Annotated in this window: 15 protein-coding genes and 2 pseudogenes; 1 reads left to right on the top strand and 16 read right to left on the bottom strand. The window is 62.9% G+C overall.

Going from position 1 to position 18377, the window contains the following annotated elements:
• Positions 1 to 5: 5 nt before the first annotated feature.
• The 9 genes and pseudogenes from IMCC21224_RS24050 to IMCC21224_RS24015 all read right to left on the bottom strand — a co-directional run.
• A pseudogene (locus tag IMCC21224_RS24050) lies at positions 6 to 329 on the bottom strand (hypothetical protein); the annotation flags it as partial.
• A gap of 157 nt (positions 330 to 486) precedes the next feature.
• Positions 487 to 924 (bottom strand): hypothetical protein, encoded by a 438-nt coding sequence (locus tag IMCC21224_RS24045; protein ID WP_047997895.1) that lies wholly within the window; start codon positions 922 to 924, stop codon positions 487 to 489.
• Entirely contained in the window at positions 921 to 3068 is a 2148-nt protein-coding gene (locus IMCC21224_RS24040) for a hypothetical protein (protein ID WP_047997896.1), read from the bottom strand. The genes IMCC21224_RS24045 and IMCC21224_RS24040 overlap by 4 nt, the downstream gene beginning before the upstream one ends.
• Positions 3065 to 4891, bottom strand: a complete 1827-nt coding sequence (locus IMCC21224_RS24035) for a hypothetical protein (RefSeq protein WP_047998106.1) — start codon at positions 4889 to 4891, stop codon at positions 3065 to 3067. The genes IMCC21224_RS24040 and IMCC21224_RS24035 overlap by 4 nt, the downstream gene beginning before the upstream one ends.
• Complete coding sequence (locus IMCC21224_RS24030; RefSeq protein WP_047998105.1) at positions 4888 to 6309, bottom strand: tyrosine-type recombinase/integrase; 1422 nt, start codon at positions 6307 to 6309, stop codon at positions 4888 to 4890. Before IMCC21224_RS24030 ends, IMCC21224_RS24035 begins: the two co-directional genes overlap by 4 nt.
• A 186-nt stretch (positions 6310 to 6495) precedes the next feature.
• Positions 6496 to 6648: a hypothetical protein gene (locus tag IMCC21224_RS28060; RefSeq protein WP_156178420.1), complete on the bottom strand. Its 153-nt coding sequence runs from the start codon at positions 6646 to 6648 to the stop codon at positions 6496 to 6498.
• Position 6649: 1 nt separating this feature from the next.
• A complete protein-coding gene (locus IMCC21224_RS24025; RefSeq protein ID WP_047998104.1) occupies positions 6650 to 7036 on the bottom strand; it encodes a DUF6878 family protein in 387 nt (128 codons plus the stop codon).
• A gap of 121 nt (positions 7037 to 7157) precedes the next feature.
• Positions 7158 to 11420, bottom strand: coding sequence for a strawberry notch family protein (locus IMCC21224_RS24020; RefSeq protein ID WP_047998103.1), 4263 nt, complete (start codon positions 11418 to 11420; stop codon positions 7158 to 7160).
• A gap of 283 nt (positions 11421 to 11703) precedes the next feature.
• Positions 11704 to 12555: a cation diffusion facilitator family transporter gene (locus IMCC21224_RS24015; protein ID WP_007803328.1), complete on the bottom strand. Its 852-nt coding sequence runs from the start codon at positions 12553 to 12555 to the stop codon at positions 11704 to 11706.
• Between the two features lie 63 nt (positions 12556 to 12618).
• On the opposite strand from IMCC21224_RS24015, the gene IMCC21224_RS24010 reads away from it, so the two are divergent.
• The gene (locus tag IMCC21224_RS24010) at positions 12619 to 12969 is read left to right on the top strand and encodes a helix-turn-helix transcriptional regulator (protein ID WP_007803330.1); all 351 of its coding nucleotides are present in this window, start codon (positions 12619 to 12621) and stop codon (positions 12967 to 12969) included.
• A 292-nt stretch (positions 12970 to 13261) separates the two neighbouring features.
• On the opposite strand, the gene IMCC21224_RS24005 is transcribed toward IMCC21224_RS24010, so the two are convergent.
• The 7 genes and pseudogenes from IMCC21224_RS24005 to IMCC21224_RS23975 form a co-directional block, all read right to left on the bottom strand.
• Entirely contained in the window at positions 13262 to 13780 is a 519-nt protein-coding gene (locus IMCC21224_RS24005; RefSeq protein WP_047998102.1) for a type II toxin-antitoxin system YhaV family toxin, read from the bottom strand.
• On the bottom strand, positions 13777 to 14103 hold the full coding sequence (locus IMCC21224_RS24000; protein WP_005668772.1) for a type II toxin-antitoxin system PrlF family antitoxin: 327 nt from the start codon (positions 14101 to 14103) through the stop codon (positions 13777 to 13779). The genes IMCC21224_RS24005 and IMCC21224_RS24000 overlap by 4 nt, the downstream gene beginning before the upstream one ends.
• 124 nt (positions 14104 to 14227) lie before the next feature.
• Positions 14228 to 14881, bottom strand: coding sequence for a hypothetical protein (locus IMCC21224_RS23995; protein ID WP_047998101.1), 654 nt, complete (start codon positions 14879 to 14881; stop codon positions 14228 to 14230).
• Positions 14881 to 15474 (bottom strand): hypothetical protein, encoded by a 594-nt coding sequence (locus tag IMCC21224_RS23990; RefSeq protein WP_047998100.1) that lies wholly within the window; start codon positions 15472 to 15474, stop codon positions 14881 to 14883. The genes IMCC21224_RS23995 and IMCC21224_RS23990 overlap by 1 nt, the downstream gene beginning before the upstream one ends.
• A gap of 76 nt (positions 15475 to 15550) precedes the next feature.
• Entirely contained in the window at positions 15551 to 17533 is a 1983-nt protein-coding gene (locus IMCC21224_RS23985) for a ParB/RepB/Spo0J family partition protein (protein ID WP_047998099.1), read from the bottom strand.
• 156 nt (positions 17534 to 17689) lie between these two features.
• Positions 17690 to 18079 carry a DUF3768 domain-containing protein gene (locus IMCC21224_RS23980; protein ID WP_047998098.1) on the bottom strand — a complete coding sequence of 130 codons (390 nt, stop codon included), beginning with the start codon at positions 18077 to 18079 and terminating at the stop codon, positions 17690 to 17692.
• A 90-nt stretch (positions 18080 to 18169) separates the two neighbouring features.
• Positions 18170 to 18376: pseudogene (locus IMCC21224_RS23975) on the bottom strand (DUF6330 family protein); the annotation flags it as partial.
• Between the last annotated feature and the right edge of the window lies 1 nt (position 18377).

The following is an 18377-nucleotide window of genomic DNA, read 5'->3' as shown; positions in this document are numbered from 1 at the left end:
AGCTGTCAGGCGCTTTGCTTGGCTTGCGTCGCGCGCGCCGCCATCCAATCCTTCAGGCCAAGAACCGTTCTTCCGGCGGCGACCTCGGAGGCCCAGGCAACCCTTGGGTCGCCGCAGGGCTTGGAGCCGACATGCCGGTCGATGTGGCCATTGGCCATCCATGGCTCAGGCTGTATCCGTCGCAGCCAGTCCGCCATGCTCGGGATGCGGCCCTGGCAGTCTTCACGGATATGCTGCTCGCCGATCCAGCGCACGGGGATGTCGCGGCCCGCACTATTGGTCAGTGTCAGGCCAAAAACCCGTTCGGCCTCAAACAGGCCTTGGGCATGTTATCTGGACAGTCAAGCTGTCTCTTAAGGAAAACACCCTGCGATCATTGGGGTTTTCCTGAGTGGCATCGATGAGACAATTCATGGGGGCTCCCTCTCTATCTTATCCCTGTTTCACCCCCACCCAGCTCACCTCTTCCTCTCCCTGATCATGACTTCAGATGCCGCCCTGGGACGGCGGACTGAACGGCAGGACTTTCGGGTCGGCCCGCGCGATCTGTGCTTCAAGAACCGCAATCAGGCGGCGTTGTTCTTCACCCTTCAGCGCGAGTACCTGGATTTGTTGCGCTAGGGTTTTGACGGTCGCGCGCAGCTCTGCCAGTTCGCCGCCGCGGGCGGCCCTCAGCTCGGCTTCGAGTTCACGGATACGGGCTTTCAATCCTGCGACTGATCCCGACCGGAACCGCGCCTCTGCCGCACGAAATTCCGCAAGAACGGCAGTGGCCCGGTTGGCTGTGGCGCGGCTGACGCCGGCCTCGCACGCGAGATTGGCGACACTGAGGCGCCCGTCGGTATGCTCTGAGGCTCCTTCGAGCAGCCGCTTCATGGCGGCGCGCAAGGCGTCTTCGGTCTTCTGACTGACGGGCCATGTCATAGCTTTGGGTCCTCCAAGTGCGCGATCAGTCCGCGCTTTCGATCATTGTCCTGCGCGATTGCGACCTTCTGAAATGCCGACAGGGTGTTGCCCTGCAGGAGGCGCTCGCCCTCCTCGATCGAGGTCCGCCAGGGCGCGACATGGCGCGTGGTCAGGCAGGAATTGGGGCAGCGGTCAGGGCTGCAACGCGAAATCACCGGGGCCTCCGGCTTGTCGTCGGGCCGCAGGCAGAGGGCGCTGGCGGGCTCAAAGAAGCAATCGTTCAGAAATCCGACATGCAGCGTCTTTCCAAGATGCGCCAGCATCGTTCGAAGGCGTTTCTGGTCGAGGATGCGCCCGGGCAGATCACCGAGGGTGTCCCGGACGTGGTCGAACTCCTGCTTGAGACGGGACGAAGCCGGTCCGCCGGGCTCGTCACCCTGCAGGTAGGCCTCATAATAGGCGACCACATCGTCCAATTGGCCAAGGGCGCGTTCCTGCTCGACCGCCCGGCGAAAATCTCCGTGCGGCGCACCGGCATAGCCCTCGAACATCGCCACGGAGGCATGCTTGTACTGGATCTTTCCGGCAATCACGCCGAAAGGGCGGTTCGCGATGTACCATGCGATGGTGCGCCGGAACTGGCGGGTGCTGAAATGCCAGGGGCGTCCGTCGACATGTGGAATTGCGGGCGGGTTTGCGACCTTTGCATCCAGACCGTCGCGGAACATCTTGATGATCGGCGACGCCTGCGCGGCAAGGTAATCCGCCGTCCAGTCCCAAGGCTTCAACGAGACCCAAAGAGATCTCAGGTCGCGCTCGCCGCGTGCGCGCCGTGACAGGACTTCCAAAGCATCGACCGCTCGGGCGACCGGCGCGATAGTGATCCAATCGGCGGAAACACCCGCCGCCTCGCGGTGCTTATAGACGTTGCTGCGTACCCGATAGCGCTCGATCAGGTTGTCAGCACTGCGTTCAACCGAAACGCAGCCCGGCTCCATGTCCTGCAACTCGCTGTCGCGCATCCCCGTCAGATACGCGCAGACGATGTAGCAGGCCGCCTGCAGCATCTGCTCTTCATGTGGCAGGCTGTCCGTGTCGAAACGCTCCCGCCAGGGCAGGCCGGTATCGGGATCGAGGGTGATCGGGGTATCCATTCCGCCGACCTCGGTTCCCATCTCACCCGCCATCTGGTCCAGCATCCTCACGGTCGCGGTGGAACTACTGAGGTTCCCCGTTTGAGGACAGCCGATCTGAAGGCACATCAGCCTGAAATTATACGCGTTGCCTTCCCTAACATCGGGGACACCGCGGGTGGTGTTTGGACGGCGCTCCCAGAGTGGCACGCCCCGCCCTTCCGCCCGACGGGCCTCGAGCCAGGTGCGAAGACGGTAGCGAAACCGTTCGTGGCGGGTCTGGCGCGCATCCTCGGCAATAATCTGGGCAGCGCGGGCTTTAAGGCGATCCAGCTCTTCGCGCGCCGCGAGGATATCCGGAGCGAAGACATCGACGTATCGCATCGACCAGTGGAGCAGTGCGCCGATGACCGGTTCGGGGATGCGCGGCGTGGTGTTCTCCGAGCTCGTCCGGCTCCGACCGCTGACATTGCTTGCCGTGCGCCCACCCCAGGGCAGGAAGGGAATGCCGCCCCCGGTCACCCATGGCCCAAAATGATGGAGGTCGATGGGGACATCGACATAGAGGCGGATCTGTTGCGATGAACGTGCGCCGTCTGCCCCCAGATGCGCCAGATACGCGTCCAGCACTTGCTGGTCGACGCGCGCCAGTTCGACGGAACCGATACGATCGTGCAGGAACTCTCCGAAATGGCGCAGGAACAGCAATGTGCCCTTGGCGGTCGAGGGGCCGCAAGGGCCCCGGTAGCTGCGCAGAGGCGCCTGAAGGCGGGCAAGCATATACTCCTTGGCGAGCCGTCGAAGCGCGGGGTCTTCGATGGCGCCGAAGTCCACGCGAAACGCTGCCGGACGCGCGTTGGCGCGAAACATCGCTGGACTGAGATCCCAGACATCGTCGCCGAAGCGGGACAGCATCGACCGCTCCGATCCCGGTCTGAGCGGTCTGCCTGCGAGGATGTCGGTGTCGTCGGGATGGATTGCCGATGGCAGCGATGGCCTTGCGGTCGTGCAGTCTGGATTTGCTCTCATGCGAGACCCGCCTCCGGGGGAAGGTAGATCTGTGCCGATTGACTGGCCGTGAGGGCACGCGCGGCGGCTAAATCGGGCTCAGAGAATTGCGGCAATATCTGCGCAGAGATCCTGTGGTGGACCCGCCCGAACTTCGCCTGCCAATCTGCTTCGGACAAAACCTTGCGCTGGTCCACCACGAAATCCAGAAACGCCATCAGCGCGGGAAGCTTGCGAGTGGTGATGACGCCGTTGCGGCATTCGAGGCAGCCCCAGAACGGCACCGGGCAGGCCTCTCCCGACGTGGCGAACGGGCTGCTGTAGAAGCCGGAACAGCTTGCCAGCCATACATCCTGTTCGCCTGCCAGCAATGCCGGAACATCGGTCGCCAAGCCCTCCGGAAAACCGGGCTGAGCCGAAGACGGAGCTGCCAAGACTTCGACCTCGGCCTCCGGGGTCAACACGGTAGGCTGCAACGCATCTTCGACAGCGTCCATCAGCGCCTCGGCGATGGTAGCTTCGTGTATCGGCCGCAAGGCGGGAATGTCCCCATAGTGGTTCGCAGCAACCTCGACGGTATGTCCAACCGCAAACCGGCGCAGCTGACCGCCGGTCTTGCGATACCACGCAGCCTTGTGGGTCTTGCGCAAACGCGAGAGGCAGAGCTTCAACGGCTTCCCGTAATCATCCTGCAACCCGTGATGTTTGACCCAGACCTTTCTAGCGGATTGCATCGGCAGAACGACATCGGTCAGGCGCCCGCGGCAGTAAAACGTGAAAAGCTGCTCGCTCTTGAGATGACCGCGCGCCGTTGCGGTCCACTGAATTGCGAGGCGCAGGAGGCCGCCCGGGGTGCCTGACCCTCCGTCCCGAACCCGCAGCCGCTTCCACTCGGCATGACGGGCGCGGCGCTTGCAATACTCGATCTCGACATATCCGCTGGACGGGTTCTTGAGGCAGTCGGCACGCAGGGTCTTGATCGCTTCGATCTCGAGACCGGTCTCCAGCGACAGCAAAACAAAAAGGGCAATCAGATCGCCAAGAAGCAGATGCCGCGTGCCATGCATCCTGTCGCTCAGCCCCTCATTCGAAATCCCTGCATAGTTCCGTGCCCCGTAGAGTTGACGAAAAAGGTCGTTCTTGACGGTAATGAAACCGACACGGTCGATCTCCGCGAAGGCGTCCATCTCCAGCCGGTCGATGCGTGTCTCGCACTCCTGTTCAAGCGCCGGACGGAATCGCTGCATGATCGCTGCAACATCGGCACGTGCGGCCACCTTCAAGGCCACCCGGACACTGTCGCTGTAGGCATCGCGCGGGCGCGGTGGAACACCCGGGCGCGTACTGACATAGAATAATCGGCGGGAAGCCTCTTCGGAAAGGCGGCCTGGTTCGCCCGCATCCGCCAACCGCAGCAGCATCACTACATCTCCCATCTGGTGGCGGCGATGGTTGGGATGCTGCCCGCGCTCATCCATCCAGGCGTCGAAGCCTTCGATGGTAGCAACATCAATCTCGGCAAGCGCCTGTACGGATGAGTCTGTCGCATCGAGATAGCGCCAGAACCGATGGATGGCTTCGGCCAATGACATGGCGGTGCGGACGGTGCCGGCAGGGCCACCGACCTGACATGCCTGCCAGAGTGCCAGCGTGAAGGCCCGTGCAAGCGAATTGCGACCCGGCAAACGCGTCAGGTCCATCGTCGCAGTCTGTCCGGCCAAGGCAATCTCGAAACGGCGGGCGGTGATGGCAATGGCGGCCGCGGGACCGGGATCGGAAAGATTGTCAGGAAAACTCGCGCGTCGCCCTGGGCGGGGCTGTGAGACGCGGGCTCTGCCGGTCATCGATCCTCCGCCATGAGTTCGTCGGTCCAGCGATCCGCCGCCGCATCGACGAGTTCCTGCGCCTCGGCAAGGCTGTCGAGATAGATGTAGGTGCTAGCGATGTTCGCGTGGCCGAGGAGGTGCTGGAGATGGCGGAGCGGATCGCCAAGCATCTGCCGATAGGCAGCACCGTGCGCATCGGTCGGGTTGAAGATCCTGCCCACCTGTTCGCGGATCAGCATCGACAACATGTTGACCGCAAAGGTGTGCCGCAACATGTGCGGTGTGACGATGATATTGAGGCCGAAGGCCTGGCACCGCTGGCTTGCCCTACGAAACGCTACCTCCCAAGTACCCGACGACACGGGCTGGCCGCGTTCCGTGAGCCAGAGCGATGCGTGTTCAGGCATCCCATCAGGCGATCGCAGCAGCCGTTGGCGGTCTTGCGCAAGGAGCCTGGTCAGCGCGATGCGCCGACCACTGTCATCAATGGCGTTGCGGCCATCGGGTGACAATACAAAGGGGACGGCCGGACGAGGCGGCGCCTTGGCGGCGGCAATCCGGCGCTCGATATCGACGTAATCCCCGATCTGCTTGAGCACCCGGCGCGGCAACCGGATGCGTCGCGGGCGTTCGCCCTTGGTGATCACGGCCGGCAGATCGAAAGGAAGTATCCGTGGGCTGTCGGAGATCAGCCGGGGCAGTTCGTCTATGATCAGGCTACCGGCCTCGCCGAGGCGCATGCCTGTCGTGACGAGCAGTTCCGCGAAAACGGCATTCCGCTCGCCATTGCGGCAGCGCCAGGCTGGGTCCTCGGACCCGTCCGGCAATTTACCCCTCAGGCCGATATCCCGGAATACGAGGTAGCGCCCGAGATCGACGAATTGCATGTCATGCGGGCGCGCGGCACGTTCCCGCGCCCTGTTCCCCTCAACCACCTTCGGCGTTCCTCGCCCATGACCATGGCGAAAGGACAGGTCATATCGAAACGGCGAGGATGCGATCAGTCCCTCTTCAAGCGCCCACCGATACAGTTTGTCGAGCGCCGCGATCGCCCTGTTCCAACTGGATGCCGAAATCCGGAACGGTGCATCCGACAAACGCCGTGCATGGTGAAACGCGATGACATCGTTGTAATCGGCACGCCAAAGCTGCTTTCCACCACGCCGTTCTTCCAGAAACCGCATCCAGACGAAGATGTCATGGGCGTAGGCGCGCAAACTGTGCCGCGAACGCACCCCCATGGTCGGACAGGCGCGAAAGAACCGGTTCACGTCATGCAAGTAGCTTCCGTCCCGATCCAGTAAGAAGGGCATGCCATCCATCAGGTCGATCTTGCCAGCGGCCTCCGTCAGGGACACGGAAAGATCGGCCGGAACGCCTTCGACCGAAACGGGCGCGCGCAGCGCCGATCCGTCGGTGAAATAAAGCTGCGTCATCCATCCTCCAAAGGCGTTCGCGTCCAGAAAACGACGCCCGCGACTCCAGTCGCGCTAAAACCGAAGCGCCGCCAGCCCCGTCCCTACGGCCCTTTTGATGGAGAGCGGGCCGGGGCTGGCTCATCTCTCAATCCTAAGGTTCCGCATAACCCGCACCATGCACAGGAATAAGACGCTTCCATAGAGTCAGGATAACGCATGGTGACGCATGGCGCGGTGCGTGAAGAGCGCGAGGTGCTCTTTCGAGGCGTCAAACCAATCGTGCACAGACTGATAGTCAGACGGCACCCCGCCGAATTTCCGGGCAGAGCTTTCAGCATGATGAAGCGGATGGGCCATCTCAAAGCCCCTCGTCATAGCTGTGCGAGCATTCGACATAGCGGTCCACGTGATCGAGGATGATGCTGTCTAGTGCTATGTCCCAGGTCAGCGTGCCGTAGCCGCCCTCGTTGTTTTCGAACCCCGGGTGATGGTGATAGGCGAGCGACCAGGCGAAGTCGCCAACCTCTGTGGCAAGCGCCTCCGGCAGTTGGACCTCTGCAGGCTGCACCGTCACATCCTCGACATTGCCGGAGTCGCCATAGCCTTCGTATTCGGCAGTGACCTCGCTGATGCCAAGCGCACGTAGTTGCGCGAGCAGCTCCACTCGGGATGCCTTCAAGGTGGTTTCGCGCTCTGCACGCCACTGAGCCGCCATTGCGGCATAATCGATCTGGGGATTGGTCATGGGTCAGTCCTCTTGTCTGAATTTGGGGGGCTGAGCGTGGCATTGGTCTGCGCGCGCCCGGAACGCGCAGACCGGTCAAATCCCGATCTGCGACGCCCGACCGGAAGCCCGCTTTGACTTTTCAGGCGGCTTGTTCTGCCGCTCTAGCGGCTCGCTGGCCCACGATCCGGGCCAGAATGGTTCCCGTGTCGATCCCGTCCCCATGCGGCAGGAACACCCGCAGCTGGAAGGCAATGATCTCGGTGAAACACCCCATGGCCTTGAGGCCATCAATCATGCCCCGATCCGCGCCGCCCAGCTCGAGACGCATCTCGCCTGCAACACGGCGACGGGTCAGGGTGAGACCCCGGCCCAGATCGACAGGCGCGGTGGAGCCAAGGGCGGCGATCAGCATCTCACGCGGCGTTTGCGGGTTGGAGACTAGGAAGCGGGCGCGCAGCGCGGCCGCCCCTTGTTCGCTCAGCGTGCGCCCGATCATGGCGGTCGCCCCGTCGGGCGTGACCCGGTAGATGCGCTCATTGGTGGTCGGAATGTCCTTCCAAATGGGCAGCAGCAGCCCGGTTAGCAGGTAGAGCTTGGTCGTGGTGGTTTTTGGCAGGGACGCTGCCTCGGCATCCCAAAGCCTTGCAAACTCGGGCCTTCCGATGTCTTCCCAGGCCGAAGACTCAAACCGCGTCTCCTCCAGATAGCTAGACCCATTTGGCCTCACCGCCTTGCGCATCAGCGTGACGATGTCCTCGTCATACATCTGCATGGGCCGCGCCGAGATGAGCCCCGCGCGACCGGAGGCGCGATTGACCATGGGTAGCTTGTCGGGATTGCGCGACATGGCCTCTTCGGCGTCAAGGACATACACTGGGTCCGTCACCTCAAGTCCGATGATCCGCGTCACGGCGCCGGATTTCGGGCAGGTCCAGAGATCCTCGGTGGAGACCTGCTCGATCTTTTCGCCACACAGGGTTTCCACGCCGAGATCGAGCGTGCCCGCCGCGCGCGCCCGCTCAGACTGATCGGCAATCCGCCTCATGAACTCGGCAAAGAGCGCGTTCTGCATGTGGATGGGAAGGGCAAGCACCCGGTTGAGAAACCGCTGGATCGGGGGAAGCTCCTCAAGGAGCACCCCGTCCTTGTCGATCAGCCGCAGGGCCGTCCAGTCGGTGAAACTCTCGTAGCTCATCGCCTCAGCGCGCCCGGCGGCAAGATCGGCGAAATACCCACGCAGCGCCGCCCGTGCGATCGGGCTTTCGAGATTGTCCTCCTCGCGGAACATGCCTTGCGAGCCGGTCTCGCGCTGGCCCTTGGTCAAGGCCCCCAGCTGGTCGAGGCGCTTGGCGATCGTCGAGGTGAAACGCTTCTCGCCATGCACATCCGAGGTGCAGACCCGGAAGAAGGGCGCGCTGACCTGAGCCGAGCGATGCGTGCGCCCGAGCCCCTGGATGGCCGCATCCGCGCGCCAGCCGGGCTCCAGCAGGTAGTGCCGCCGCCGTTTCTGGTTCTTCGCCGTTTGTGCCGCATGATAGGAACGGCCCGTGCCGCCCGCATCGGAGAAGATCAGGACATCCTTTTCGCCGTCCATGAAGGCTTGGGTTTCGGATGAATTGCTGCTGGCGGCGCGCTTCTCGATGAAGAGGTGGCCATCGTCCGCCTTCAGAGGTCGGATCGACCTTCCGGTCACTTCGGCCACGGCATCGTCGCCAAAGGCCCAGAGGATCTGATCCAGCGCCGAAGGGATCGGGGCCAGCGTCATCAACTCCATCATGGCCGCGTCACGCAGAGCGAGCGCCTCGCGCGAGACGACCAGCGCGCCAGTTTCATCGCGGAGCGGCTCTGCCACCATATTGCCGTCGATCTCGACCAGCTTTTGCGCATGAATCGGGAAGGCCTGTTCGAGGTATCCCAGGACGTAGTCGCGCGGCGTTAGCGCGCCCTCGACCAGCTCGTCCTCCTGGTCCATCGCCTCAAGCCGGCGCTTCAGCAGGCTCTCACCCGTCGAGACCACCTGGATGACGCAAGCCTTGCCCGCCGCCAGATCGTCCTTGATGGCGTGGATGATGCCTGTAGCCTTCATGCCCATCAGGAGATGGTTGAAGAAGCGCTGTTTCGTGCTCTCGAAACGGGACTTGGCCGAGGCGCGTGCGGCCGAGGCATTGGTCTCGCCCGAGGCATCGTTGACGCCGGTCGCAGTCAACGCGGCTTCGAGATTGTGGTGAATCGTCCGAAACGCACCCGCGTATGCGTCGTAGATCTCGATCTGGGCCGGAGTGAGCGCGTGTTCGAGCACGTCATACTCCACCCCATCAAAACTGAGGGCACGCGCCGTGTAGAGCCCGAGCGTCTTGAGATCGCGCGCGACCACCTCCATGGCGGCGACACCGCCGGCTTCCATCGCAGAAACGAAGCTCTCGCGGCTTGGGAAGGGGTATTCGGGGCCCTGCCCCCAGAGCCCCAGCCGCGCGGCATAGGCCAGGTTGTGCACGCTCGTGGCCCCCGTGGCCGAGATGTAGAAGACGCGGGCGCGGGGTGCTGCCAGTTGCAGCCGCAGGCCCGCAAGGCCCTGCTGGGAGGGTTTGACCCCTCTGCCCTGCTCGGACCCCGCCGCGTTCTGCATGGCATGGGCTTCATCAAAGGCCAGCACGGCATCGAAGTCGTCGCCCATCCAATCGAGGATCTGGCTCAGTCGCGTGGTGCCGCATTTGCCCGCGGACCGCAGCGTGGCGTAGGTGACGAAGAGGATACCGTCACCCATAGGGACGGGCTGGTCCGGTTTCCATTTGGAGAGCGGCTGGATGTCGGCTGGCGAGCCGCCGAGATCGGTCCAGTCGCGGATGGCGTCCTCGATGAGCGTAGCGGATTTGGAGACCCAGATCGCCTTCCTGCGCCCGGAAAGCCAGTTCACGAGAATGAGCCCCGCGCATTCGCGGCCCTTGCCGCAACCGGTGCCGTCGCCGAGGAAATAGCCAAGGCGATAGGCACGTGCATCCGGGTCATCATCGGCGCGCGTCAGCTTGGTCTGGTCGTCATCGATGGTAAACCGACCGGGCAGATCGCGCCCATGGGCATCATGCGCCATGATGATGGTTTCCAGCTGCGCCTCGGAGAGATGTCCCTCCCCGATCAACCGTGCGGGCAGCCGCAAGTCATCACTGCCCATGTTTGAGGGCATGGGCGGGGCAACCGAGGCCATGGCGATGCTTTCAACGAGCGGCGTGGGATGTTCCTGCGCACCCGCAATCTCGATCCGCTGCGGCCGGTAGCGCGCATAGATGTCCGAGATCGGCGTGTTGTCGCGCGGGGTCTCAAAGCTTGTGAAGCTGAGCGGACGGACGGCATTGGCCCGGGGTTTGGAGGCGGCAACAGGCGAAGCGGCGGTCTTGCGCGGGGCAGATGATGGAACGGTCGGCGGCCCGTGAGGGATCACCGCCGCCTGTTGTACGGGGCGACTCTCGGTCCGGGTCGCGGCCACGACGTCGACAAAAAGAAGGGCCTCATCCAGATCGCACACAATGGCGCGGATCATCTCGCCGCCCTCCTGCACCTTGTCGAAGATCATCAGCTGGGTTTCCACAGAGGTGCCGAGCTTGCGGTAGACCTGCCCCGGCATCGTCAGCGCCAATCTCGGCGTCAGGAGACCGCAGGCGCGGGACCAATGCGCGGCATCGCGCTCGGGCGTGAATCCCGGCGGCATGATCGCCACAAGCCGCCCGCCGGGTGCCAGGCGCTTTGCAGCAGCGATGAGATGCTTGGCGGCGATGTGCTTGTCTCGGGAGCGATCGACCGAGGAGGCGAAGGGCGGGTTCATCACCACGACGTCGGGTAGAACCGGCGTCTGCAGCAGATCATCGATATGCTCGCCGTCATGGCCCGTCACCTCGCCGCCGAAAACCGCGCGCAGGAGGCGCTGGCGAAAGGGGTCGATCTCGTTGAGAATAAGCGCGGCACCGGCCTGGGCGGCGAAAGCGGCTAGGGCACCGGTGCCAGCCGAGGGCTCCAGCACAGTCTCGCCCTTGCGAATGGCTGCCGCCCGCACGACCATTGCCGCGAAAGGCAACGGCGTGGAAAACTGCTGCAGCCGGATTTGCTGCTCTGACCGGCGCATTTCCGTCAGCAGCCGTGAGGCAAGCAGCTTTGCAGCGGCGATGTCACCTGCCTCGCTGTTCCCACGCAGCAGCATTTGGACGGCAGCGGCTTGCATCAGGTCATATGCCATGCGCCAGTCCCAGGCACCGCCGGCATCGCTGCCATGAAACGTCTCGCGCATAATGCGCGCCAGCGCTGAGCTGCGCAGGGGCTGGTGATCGATCTCCGTGCCGATCTGCGCCAGCGCAGAGGCGAGGTTAGCGTCGGAGATTGAGAGAGCCGGATTTGCCGGTTTGGGCTTGGTCATGGGGATTTCCTTTGGATCTGGGTCTGAGTTCCAAAGGACAAAAAGCCCGCTTTTGCTTTTCAGGGTGACGGGCCCGAAAGCTATTAACAAGGGCGGGCCGTCAACGCGGTCCGCCTTCCTCAGCAACAAAGAGAAAGCCACGCAGCAAAACCGCCGAACTTGTTGATCAATAGAGCCGACATTGAGGCAGCGCGCGGCGATCGACCGCTAGGAGCCCAGACTCACCGATGCTGCGGGGCGCGCGAATGTCGGCTTTCGTCCGGCGCGTCGCACCATGATGGAGTTAGTCAGCTTCCACCAAGTCACTCCGGGCATCGCGGATGATCATCCACGACGAATGCAGGAAAAGCCCCGCGATCGCGAACGCGACGATCAGGTCGGGCCATGCACTGCCAAGCCACGCGACCAGCCCGGCGGCGATGACCACGGCGAGGTTGCCGATGGCGTCGTTGCGAGAGAACAGCCAGACGGCTCGCATATTGGCATCACCCTTGCGGTGCTTTAGCAGCGGCAGCACCGCGAGGATGTTTACGATCAGCGCACCTACCGCGAAGGCTCCCATCAACCCGGCTTCTGGCGTGGTCTGGTTGAGGACACGCCAGAGCGTGCTGCCGACAACGCCAAGGCCCAGAAGGCCCAGAAACACGCCTTGGATCATCGCCGACCGCGCCCGCCATGTCAGGCTCCAGCCGATGGCGAGCAGGCCCAGAAACGTGATCGCACCATCGCCCAGAAAATCGAGCGCGTCTGCCTTCAGCGCCTGCGAACCGGACAGGAACCCGCCGAACATTTCGACCACGCCGTATCCGAGATTGAGCGCGACCACGATCCAGAGCGCGCGGCGATAGCTCGGGTCCTTGTAGGCCGGATCGGACGATGTATCGCCGTCCTCGATCTTCTCGAAACCGTAGCCGGTCGCGTCGAGCGCGGGCCGCACTTTCGGCAGATCGCCGTCCGCGATCCGCAATGTCATGATGTGGGTGGCGGCGGACACTTTCACGTCGCCTTCGGCCACGCCCGCAGACCGGGCCGCGCGCTCGATCTCGGCGGCATCTTTCGCGCAGTCCATGCCTTGCACCCGCATTCGGATCGGGGAGGAGGCTGTCGCCAACTTGCTGTTATCGGGCTGGCTCATGTGCGATCCTTTTTGTGGTGGCGGGCGAAAAGGTACGCTGCTAACGTATCAGTGGATAATGATATGACAGCGCAAAACATTCAAGACGATCTTTCGGCACCCGATACACTGGAACTGCGGGCAAAGCTCTTCCGGGGCCTAAGCGATCCCAGCCGTCTGACGATCCTCGATGCGCTGGTGTCGGACGAACGCAACGTGCAGGAAATCGTCGGGCATACGGGTTTGGGTCAGCCCAACGTCTCGAACCATCTGCGCTGTCTGCTGGAATGCGGGCTGGTCAGTCGCCGCAGCAAAGGCCGCTTCGTTCGGTATCGTCTGGCGGACAGGCGGGTCGCCGATCTCATCCGTGATGCAGATCAGCTACTTGCCTCGACAGCCAACGGAGTTGATGCCTGCCAAAGCTATACGGACTAACCGGCGCGACCTGCTGCAATGTCCTATCGGTGCGCCAAACCTGAAGCAGCCATCTGCGCATCCGCAGCGAATGCACCCTTTGTCCCGCATCTTACCAGTTCGTACACGACGCAGCGAACGGCAGGTGTACGGATATGGTGGGACTTCTGAGAATTTCATCGTACCAGCCATCTTGCACACCAATATCGCCCATTTCACTCGGCTCAAAGGTGACGGGAGATTGTAACGAAGACCCCCCCTTATAGACAGCCTAAATGTAAGTGACCTACCCCCCTCTGGCATTCGACCGCACTTACCGATCGGGCACCGCTTCAAGGGAAGTTTCGAACCGCTTGCCCGCCGCTGCAGCTTCTTTCAAGAGCACGTCGAAATTGTCAGGTGGATTGCTATCTTCCAACATCCCTTTGAACGTCGCATAGGCATCCGTCTTGCTGCCGTAGGCGCGCAGGGTCTTGTCGTCGTTCACCCAGGCCACCACGATGACCTTCGCATCGCTGTTGAACCGATAGAACAGCCGATACTGCTGGAAGAATTTCGCCCGGAACCAGTGCTTGCGGTGATCGCCGAGTGTGCCGCCTTGCCGGAAGGCGGCGGCACCCGGATCTGCCGGTATGGCCTCGGTGACCAGCTTGAAGATGGCGGCCAGCCGTTTCGTCGGGTTTTTCTTGCGCCAGGTCTTAGGATCGCGTGCCTTACGCGCCTCGACCACTTCAATCAGCCCTTCGAACTGATCCAGAAAGAGCGGATGCGCATAAATCGACCATCCGTTTACGACAAGGGGCGCCCCTGCGGGCACGCTATCGCCGCTCATTCATCCTCGAGCGATAGCGGCGCATCGAGATCGACGTCAACGTCTCCGACCAGTGCTGCCAGACGGTCATGCAAAGCCCCATCGAACGCCCGAATGCGGTCCGGATGCGCCTTGATATCGGCCTCGACAAAATCGAGAAAGGCTCCGAGCACGGGATCTTCCTCGTCGCTGCGCACGGGCTCGATATAGACCCTGCCACTCGGCTCGGTGCAGTAGCGAATCTGGTCGCCCTTGCCCAGCTTGAGCTGTTTGCGCACACCCGCCGGCACGGTCGTCTGATACCGATCCGTGAGTTTCGAGACATCTTGTGCGAGGGCTGTCATGGCAGTCTCCTGAAGAAAAGGTTCTTTGCTGCCCGCGATAGGTAATGCATTTGCATTGCCTTGTCAAGACAAGCCGCAGCATCTGCTGTCGCCGGGCAGGTCGATGAACCGTCCGGCGCAGGACCTAATTTCGCCCCGCCAGGAACTCCGCCAGCACCGGGCTAGCCGCACCTTTCGCGGAGCTGAGCAGCTCCGAGCCCGCAAGCGAGGCCTTCGACAGGCGTACGAGCCCACCAGTTTCCTCGATGCGGTAGCAGCGGCGCTTTTGCCTCCCGCGCCTGTAGTGGGTCGCGGTGACAATCTGGCAGGTACTGCCATCGGTGAGCGTCACAGGTGCTGCGAGCTTGATCTTGTCGCCTTCCTCGTAGTCCGGGATCGCAGCCCAATCCCGGCAGCGCTGTCGCCAGGCATGAGCATAGCTGTCTGGGTCTTTCAGCTCGGACAGCAGGGCCAATAGGCTCAGTGGCGCGCGGGATTCGACCGGTCCCGCGCTTTCCTCCATGTCCTTGTAGCCCCAGCAGCCGTCATCGTATCGGGTGAGGAAGACAGCCCCGAACGTGATGGAGCCATCCGCATCGGTCATATAGGTCGCGTCTTCGACAGCGGTGCCGTCGAGATTGGTGACCCTTGCCGCCGCGTACCAAGTCAAACCAACCTTGCAGGCTTTGACCAGTTCAGTTTTGCGCGTGTCGCCCTCGAAGGTGCAGAGCCGTGTAATTTCCGCCTTCTCATCCGCGTAGGATTTGATACGGCGGTCGGTGTAGAAAAGCCATCCCACTATGCCGCCCTCCGATCATCGAGTTCCATCAGCGCATCGAGAGGCACGCGGTAGGGCTGCATGGCGTCGAAATCCTCGCAATTGCCGCAGTTCTGCACGATCGCGAAGGTGTCGCAGGCATCCTTGAGAATGACCCGGAAGGTGCCGCCGAGGCCCGAGGGCACCTCGTAGGTCCCGCCGATGAGATAGTCCGAGGCCCGGCGTTTGAGGACGCAGATGCTGTGGCCATCGGTGGCGAGCCGGATCGCACCCCGCCCCCGGTCGATGAGCACCTGCACGTCATCCAGGATGTCGGTGTAGAACTGGCCGGTCAGATCGCGAAACGCCATGCGGCGCTGCGCCATCCAGTCGGTATCCCGAAACGGGTTCATGCCGTCGGCAAAGGCGAAGGAGGGATCGGCCTGTTCGGTGGTGACGATACGGGTGGTCGTGCCATCGATGCCGTTCGAGCGCAGATGCACACCATTGCCGACGATGAGGATCAGGGCCGGCCTGTCCACGGGCCCGTTCCAGTTGGGCAGGAAGGTCTTGCAGGCACGCGCATGTGCGATTTGCGCCGCGACAGCGGACGCAGAGAACTTGAGAATAGCCATGGGGATGTCTTTCCGTTGGGTGTGGGAGGGTCGACCCGCGCGGGTGGCATGATCCACGCGCGGGTCGCGTGATGGCTCAGGCCGCTTGCGCGATCTCGCTCTCAGGCTCGGGGGTTTCCGCAGTGGGTTCCGCCTCGTCAAAGGCGATACCGGCGGTCTGCATCATCGGCGGGCACCAGGCGGCCACGGCAGCGCGCTGCGCGTCCGTGAGTGTGGCGAAGGGTTCGGCGAAGAGCTTGTCGCAGAAGGCGACGACCTCTTTCTTGCTCGACGAGGCCAGCGTCACAGCCTCCTGGGCGAGACCCAGATCCTCGCCGAGGATCTTCAGAAGCCAAGCCTTTTTAAAGCGATTGAAGAGCGCCGCATTCGGCGTCCAATGCGCGCGGATATCGGGCATGATCTCGATTTCGAAATCATGCATCAGACTGTCACGCTGGCGGTCACGCGCGAAGCAGGACTGCGTGGTGCTGGCCGTGGCATAGGCGACGAGCTTGGCCTTCTCGCCTGCCTCCAGCGCGCGAAACGCCGCGAACTGATCGGCGGGCACGCGGGTGTCATCGAGCCAGGAGAGGTCAAGCGCATCATGCGCCGCCGCCACCTGCTCGAGCGAGGTCTCGTCGATCTCGTCCATCTTGGCATGGCTGCGGTATTCCTTGCGGGCATCGATCTTGATCGCCTGCGTGACACTCATGCCGCTGGCCAGAACGTCGCTCACCAGCTTGAAGAGCGTCAGATCGAGCGTGGCCTCCGGATGCAGCGCCATCGCGGCGCCAAGGGCCATAGCTCGCTCGGTCTTGAGGTCCTCAGCCAGTGAGGCTGGATAAGTGATTTCGCCCGGGTCCGGGGCCTCCTCCCCGGTCGGGCTAGCCGAGGAGCCGCGCGCGCCCTCCTCTTTGATGGTGACTTCCGGGCGGACGAGACCAACATGGAGCGTGATCTGCCCACCCTGCCACGAGGCGATCACCCCAGACCGTGCGAGGTTCTCGGCGCTGTAGGCCTCCTGCAGATCGCGCGCTTCCTCTTCCAGAGCGTCGACGCGGTCGTAAAGGGCATTGTAGGCACCGTCCTCGAGTCCCTCGTCCTCCATCTCGAGCTGCAATTTCTCAAGCTCGGCGGTGATCTCATCGATGCGCTTCTGGGCAGCCTCATCCGGCTCGATCGGGCCGGGATAGACGCGGCCATAGTCGGCCATGGTCGCGTAGTCATAGCGCACCATCGCATCGGCCCAGGCAAAGCCCAGCTTTATGCGGGCCTCTTCGGCAGCGGCGCCGAGCTTTTCGAGCAGGATGGTCTCGACCAGCGCCGCATCCTCGAGCACGGAATGCTCTTCCAGAAGGTCAGCCGCGACTGCGCCGCCACGCGCCTCGTACTCCGCGCGCACGAAAGCCCCGATATCATCGCTGACCTGCACCCCGCGGGATTTGAGCGCCTGTCGAACGGTATAGGCCTGCAGATAGCCGCCGTCTTTCGTGAGCGCCTCGTAGACCTCACGCTGCGCCTCCTGGCTCGGGTGCTCGGCGAAGGCTTTCATCGTGTCGAGCGTGATCACCTTGCCCCGAGCCGCGGCGCGGATGTCGGGGTGGATCAGGCCATAGCGCAACCGGCCTTTCACGGCCGCCACCGTGGTGCCGAAGGTCTTTGCGATCGTCTCGGGCGTCTGGCCGTCGACCTCCATCATCCGAGCGAAGGCCTCGAACTCGTCGATGGCATTCATCGGTGCCTGGGTGATGTTCTCGGCGAGCGACAGTGCCGTGGTGACGTCGCAGTCTTCCGGCACAAGGCGGCAGTCCACCTTGGTCTTCGCCGTGAACCCCTCGGCGGCCTTGTCGGCAACCAGCTCCTTTAGCGCGGCATGGCGCCGTCCGCCGGCGAGGACAGCATATTTGCCGTCAAGCTTCTGGACCAGGAGCGGCTGGAGCAGGCCCAGCACAGCGATGCTGGCCTTCAGATGCGCGATGTTCTCGGGGTCATAAGTTTCCGGCGCGTTGCTGCGCACATTGGCAGGATGCGGGACCAGATCGCCGATGGCGACGATGAGAGGGGCAAAGCTTGTGGTCATGGGATATCCTTCCAGGTGGGTGAGGTGTGGCCCGCGCGCTCACGCGCGTGACCAATCCCCGGCTTCAGGGATCACCTCGACAAAAGGCCCACTTTCCCTTTGAGGGGTCAGTGGGCCTTCATCGTCTCAGATGTCAGGGGGGAGGAGTCCCCTGCCCTACCAGTCGCGCGCCAGCATGATGGTCAGCACGCGCATGGTGGTGGCGGGATTGTCCGGGGTCTCAGCCCCGTAGCGGAAATCCGAAACTGCCTCATAGAGATCGATTTTCCAGAACACGGTCTCGCTCCGGATCTCGACCGCCCCGAAATCGTGCCATCCCTCGGGATCATTCTCAGGCTCGAACGTGGCAAACTCACCGGTGGCCTTCACCGCCTCGGCCATGAAGCCATCGCCGGCCTCCATGAGCGAACGGGTCACATGCATGTGGCCTTGGATGGGCTGCGCGGGCGGCACTCCGAGGCATGCGAGCTTGCGAAACGCATCGTTCTGCGCCGCGATCACGGTCGGATCCGGACGGTCTGGCAGGGGTTGAACGGTCATGGACATGAGAATCTCCTTTGAGAAGTTGAAACACCCTTCTCAAAGCCTGCTTTTTCTTTTCCGCCTGGCGGATGAATTGAGGTCTAAGGCGCCTTGCCCGAAAAGCCCTCTGGCTCTGTGGTTCGGGTTGGGGATGGTTTCGATCCAGCCACCCTGTTCCTTGATGCTCTCGAGCGCTGCCGAGAGCGGATAAGCGCCCTCGGCAGCGCTCCACCAATAGGCACCGCGCTTGAAGGTGATGATCTTGCGGCGGCCGTCGTTGAAGCAGGCCACCCGCAGCGTCTTGGGTTCCTTACGTGACATG

Origin of the sequence: Puniceibacterium sp. IMCC21224, assembly GCF_001038505.1 — a bacterium.
Taxonomy (GTDB): Bacteria; Pseudomonadota; Alphaproteobacteria; order Rhodobacterales; family Rhodobacteraceae; genus Puniceibacterium.
Note: the sequence above shows the minus strand (reverse complement) of the source record. Positions and strands in the feature narration are given on the sequence as shown.

Bases quoted from the DNA above. Each gene is read 5' to 3' on its own strand.
- IMCC21224_RS24045 (WP_047997895.1), bottom strand. From the start codon at position 924: ATGACATGGCCCGTCAGTCAGAAGACCGAAGACGCCTTGCGCGCCGCC.
- IMCC21224_RS24040 (WP_047997896.1), bottom strand. From the start codon at position 3,068: ATGAGAGCAAATCCAGACTGCACGACCGCAAGGCCATCGCTGCCATCG.
- IMCC21224_RS24035 (WP_047998106.1), bottom strand. From the start codon at position 4,891: ATGACCGGCAGAGCCCGCGTCTCACAGCCCCGCCCAGGGCGACGCGCG.
- IMCC21224_RS24030 (WP_047998105.1), bottom strand. From the start codon at position 6,309: ATGACGCAGCTTTATTTCACCGACGGATCGGCGCTGCGCGCGCCCGTT.
- IMCC21224_RS28060 (WP_156178420.1), bottom strand. From the start codon at position 6,648: ATGGCCCATCCGCTTCATCATGCTGAAAGCTCTGCCCGGAAATTCGGC.
- IMCC21224_RS24025 (WP_047998104.1), bottom strand. From the start codon at position 7,036: ATGACCAATCCCCAGATCGATTATGCCGCAATGGCGGCTCAGTGGCGT.
- IMCC21224_RS24020 (WP_047998103.1), bottom strand. From the start codon at position 11,420: ATGACCAAGCCCAAACCGGCAAATCCGGCTCTCTCAATCTCCGACGCT.
- IMCC21224_RS24015 (WP_007803328.1), bottom strand. From the start codon at position 12,555: ATGAGCCAGCCCGATAACAGCAAGTTGGCGACAGCCTCCTCCCCGATC.
- IMCC21224_RS24010 (WP_007803330.1), top strand. From the start codon at position 12,619: ATGACAGCGCAAAACATTCAAGACGATCTTTCGGCACCCGATACACTG.
- IMCC21224_RS24005 (WP_047998102.1), bottom strand. From the start codon at position 13,780: ATGAGCGGCGATAGCGTGCCCGCAGGGGCGCCCCTTGTCGTAAACGGA.
- IMCC21224_RS24000 (WP_005668772.1), bottom strand. From the start codon at position 14,103: ATGACAGCCCTCGCACAAGATGTCTCGAAACTCACGGATCGGTATCAG.
- IMCC21224_RS23990 (WP_047998100.1), bottom strand. From the start codon at position 15,474: ATGGCTATTCTCAAGTTCTCTGCGTCCGCTGTCGCGGCGCAAATCGCA.
- IMCC21224_RS23985 (WP_047998099.1), bottom strand. From the start codon at position 17,533: ATGACCACAAGCTTTGCCCCTCTCATCGTCGCCATCGGCGATCTGGTC.
- IMCC21224_RS23980 (WP_047998098.1), bottom strand. From the start codon at position 18,079: ATGTCCATGACCGTTCAACCCCTGCCAGACCGTCCGGATCCGACCGTG.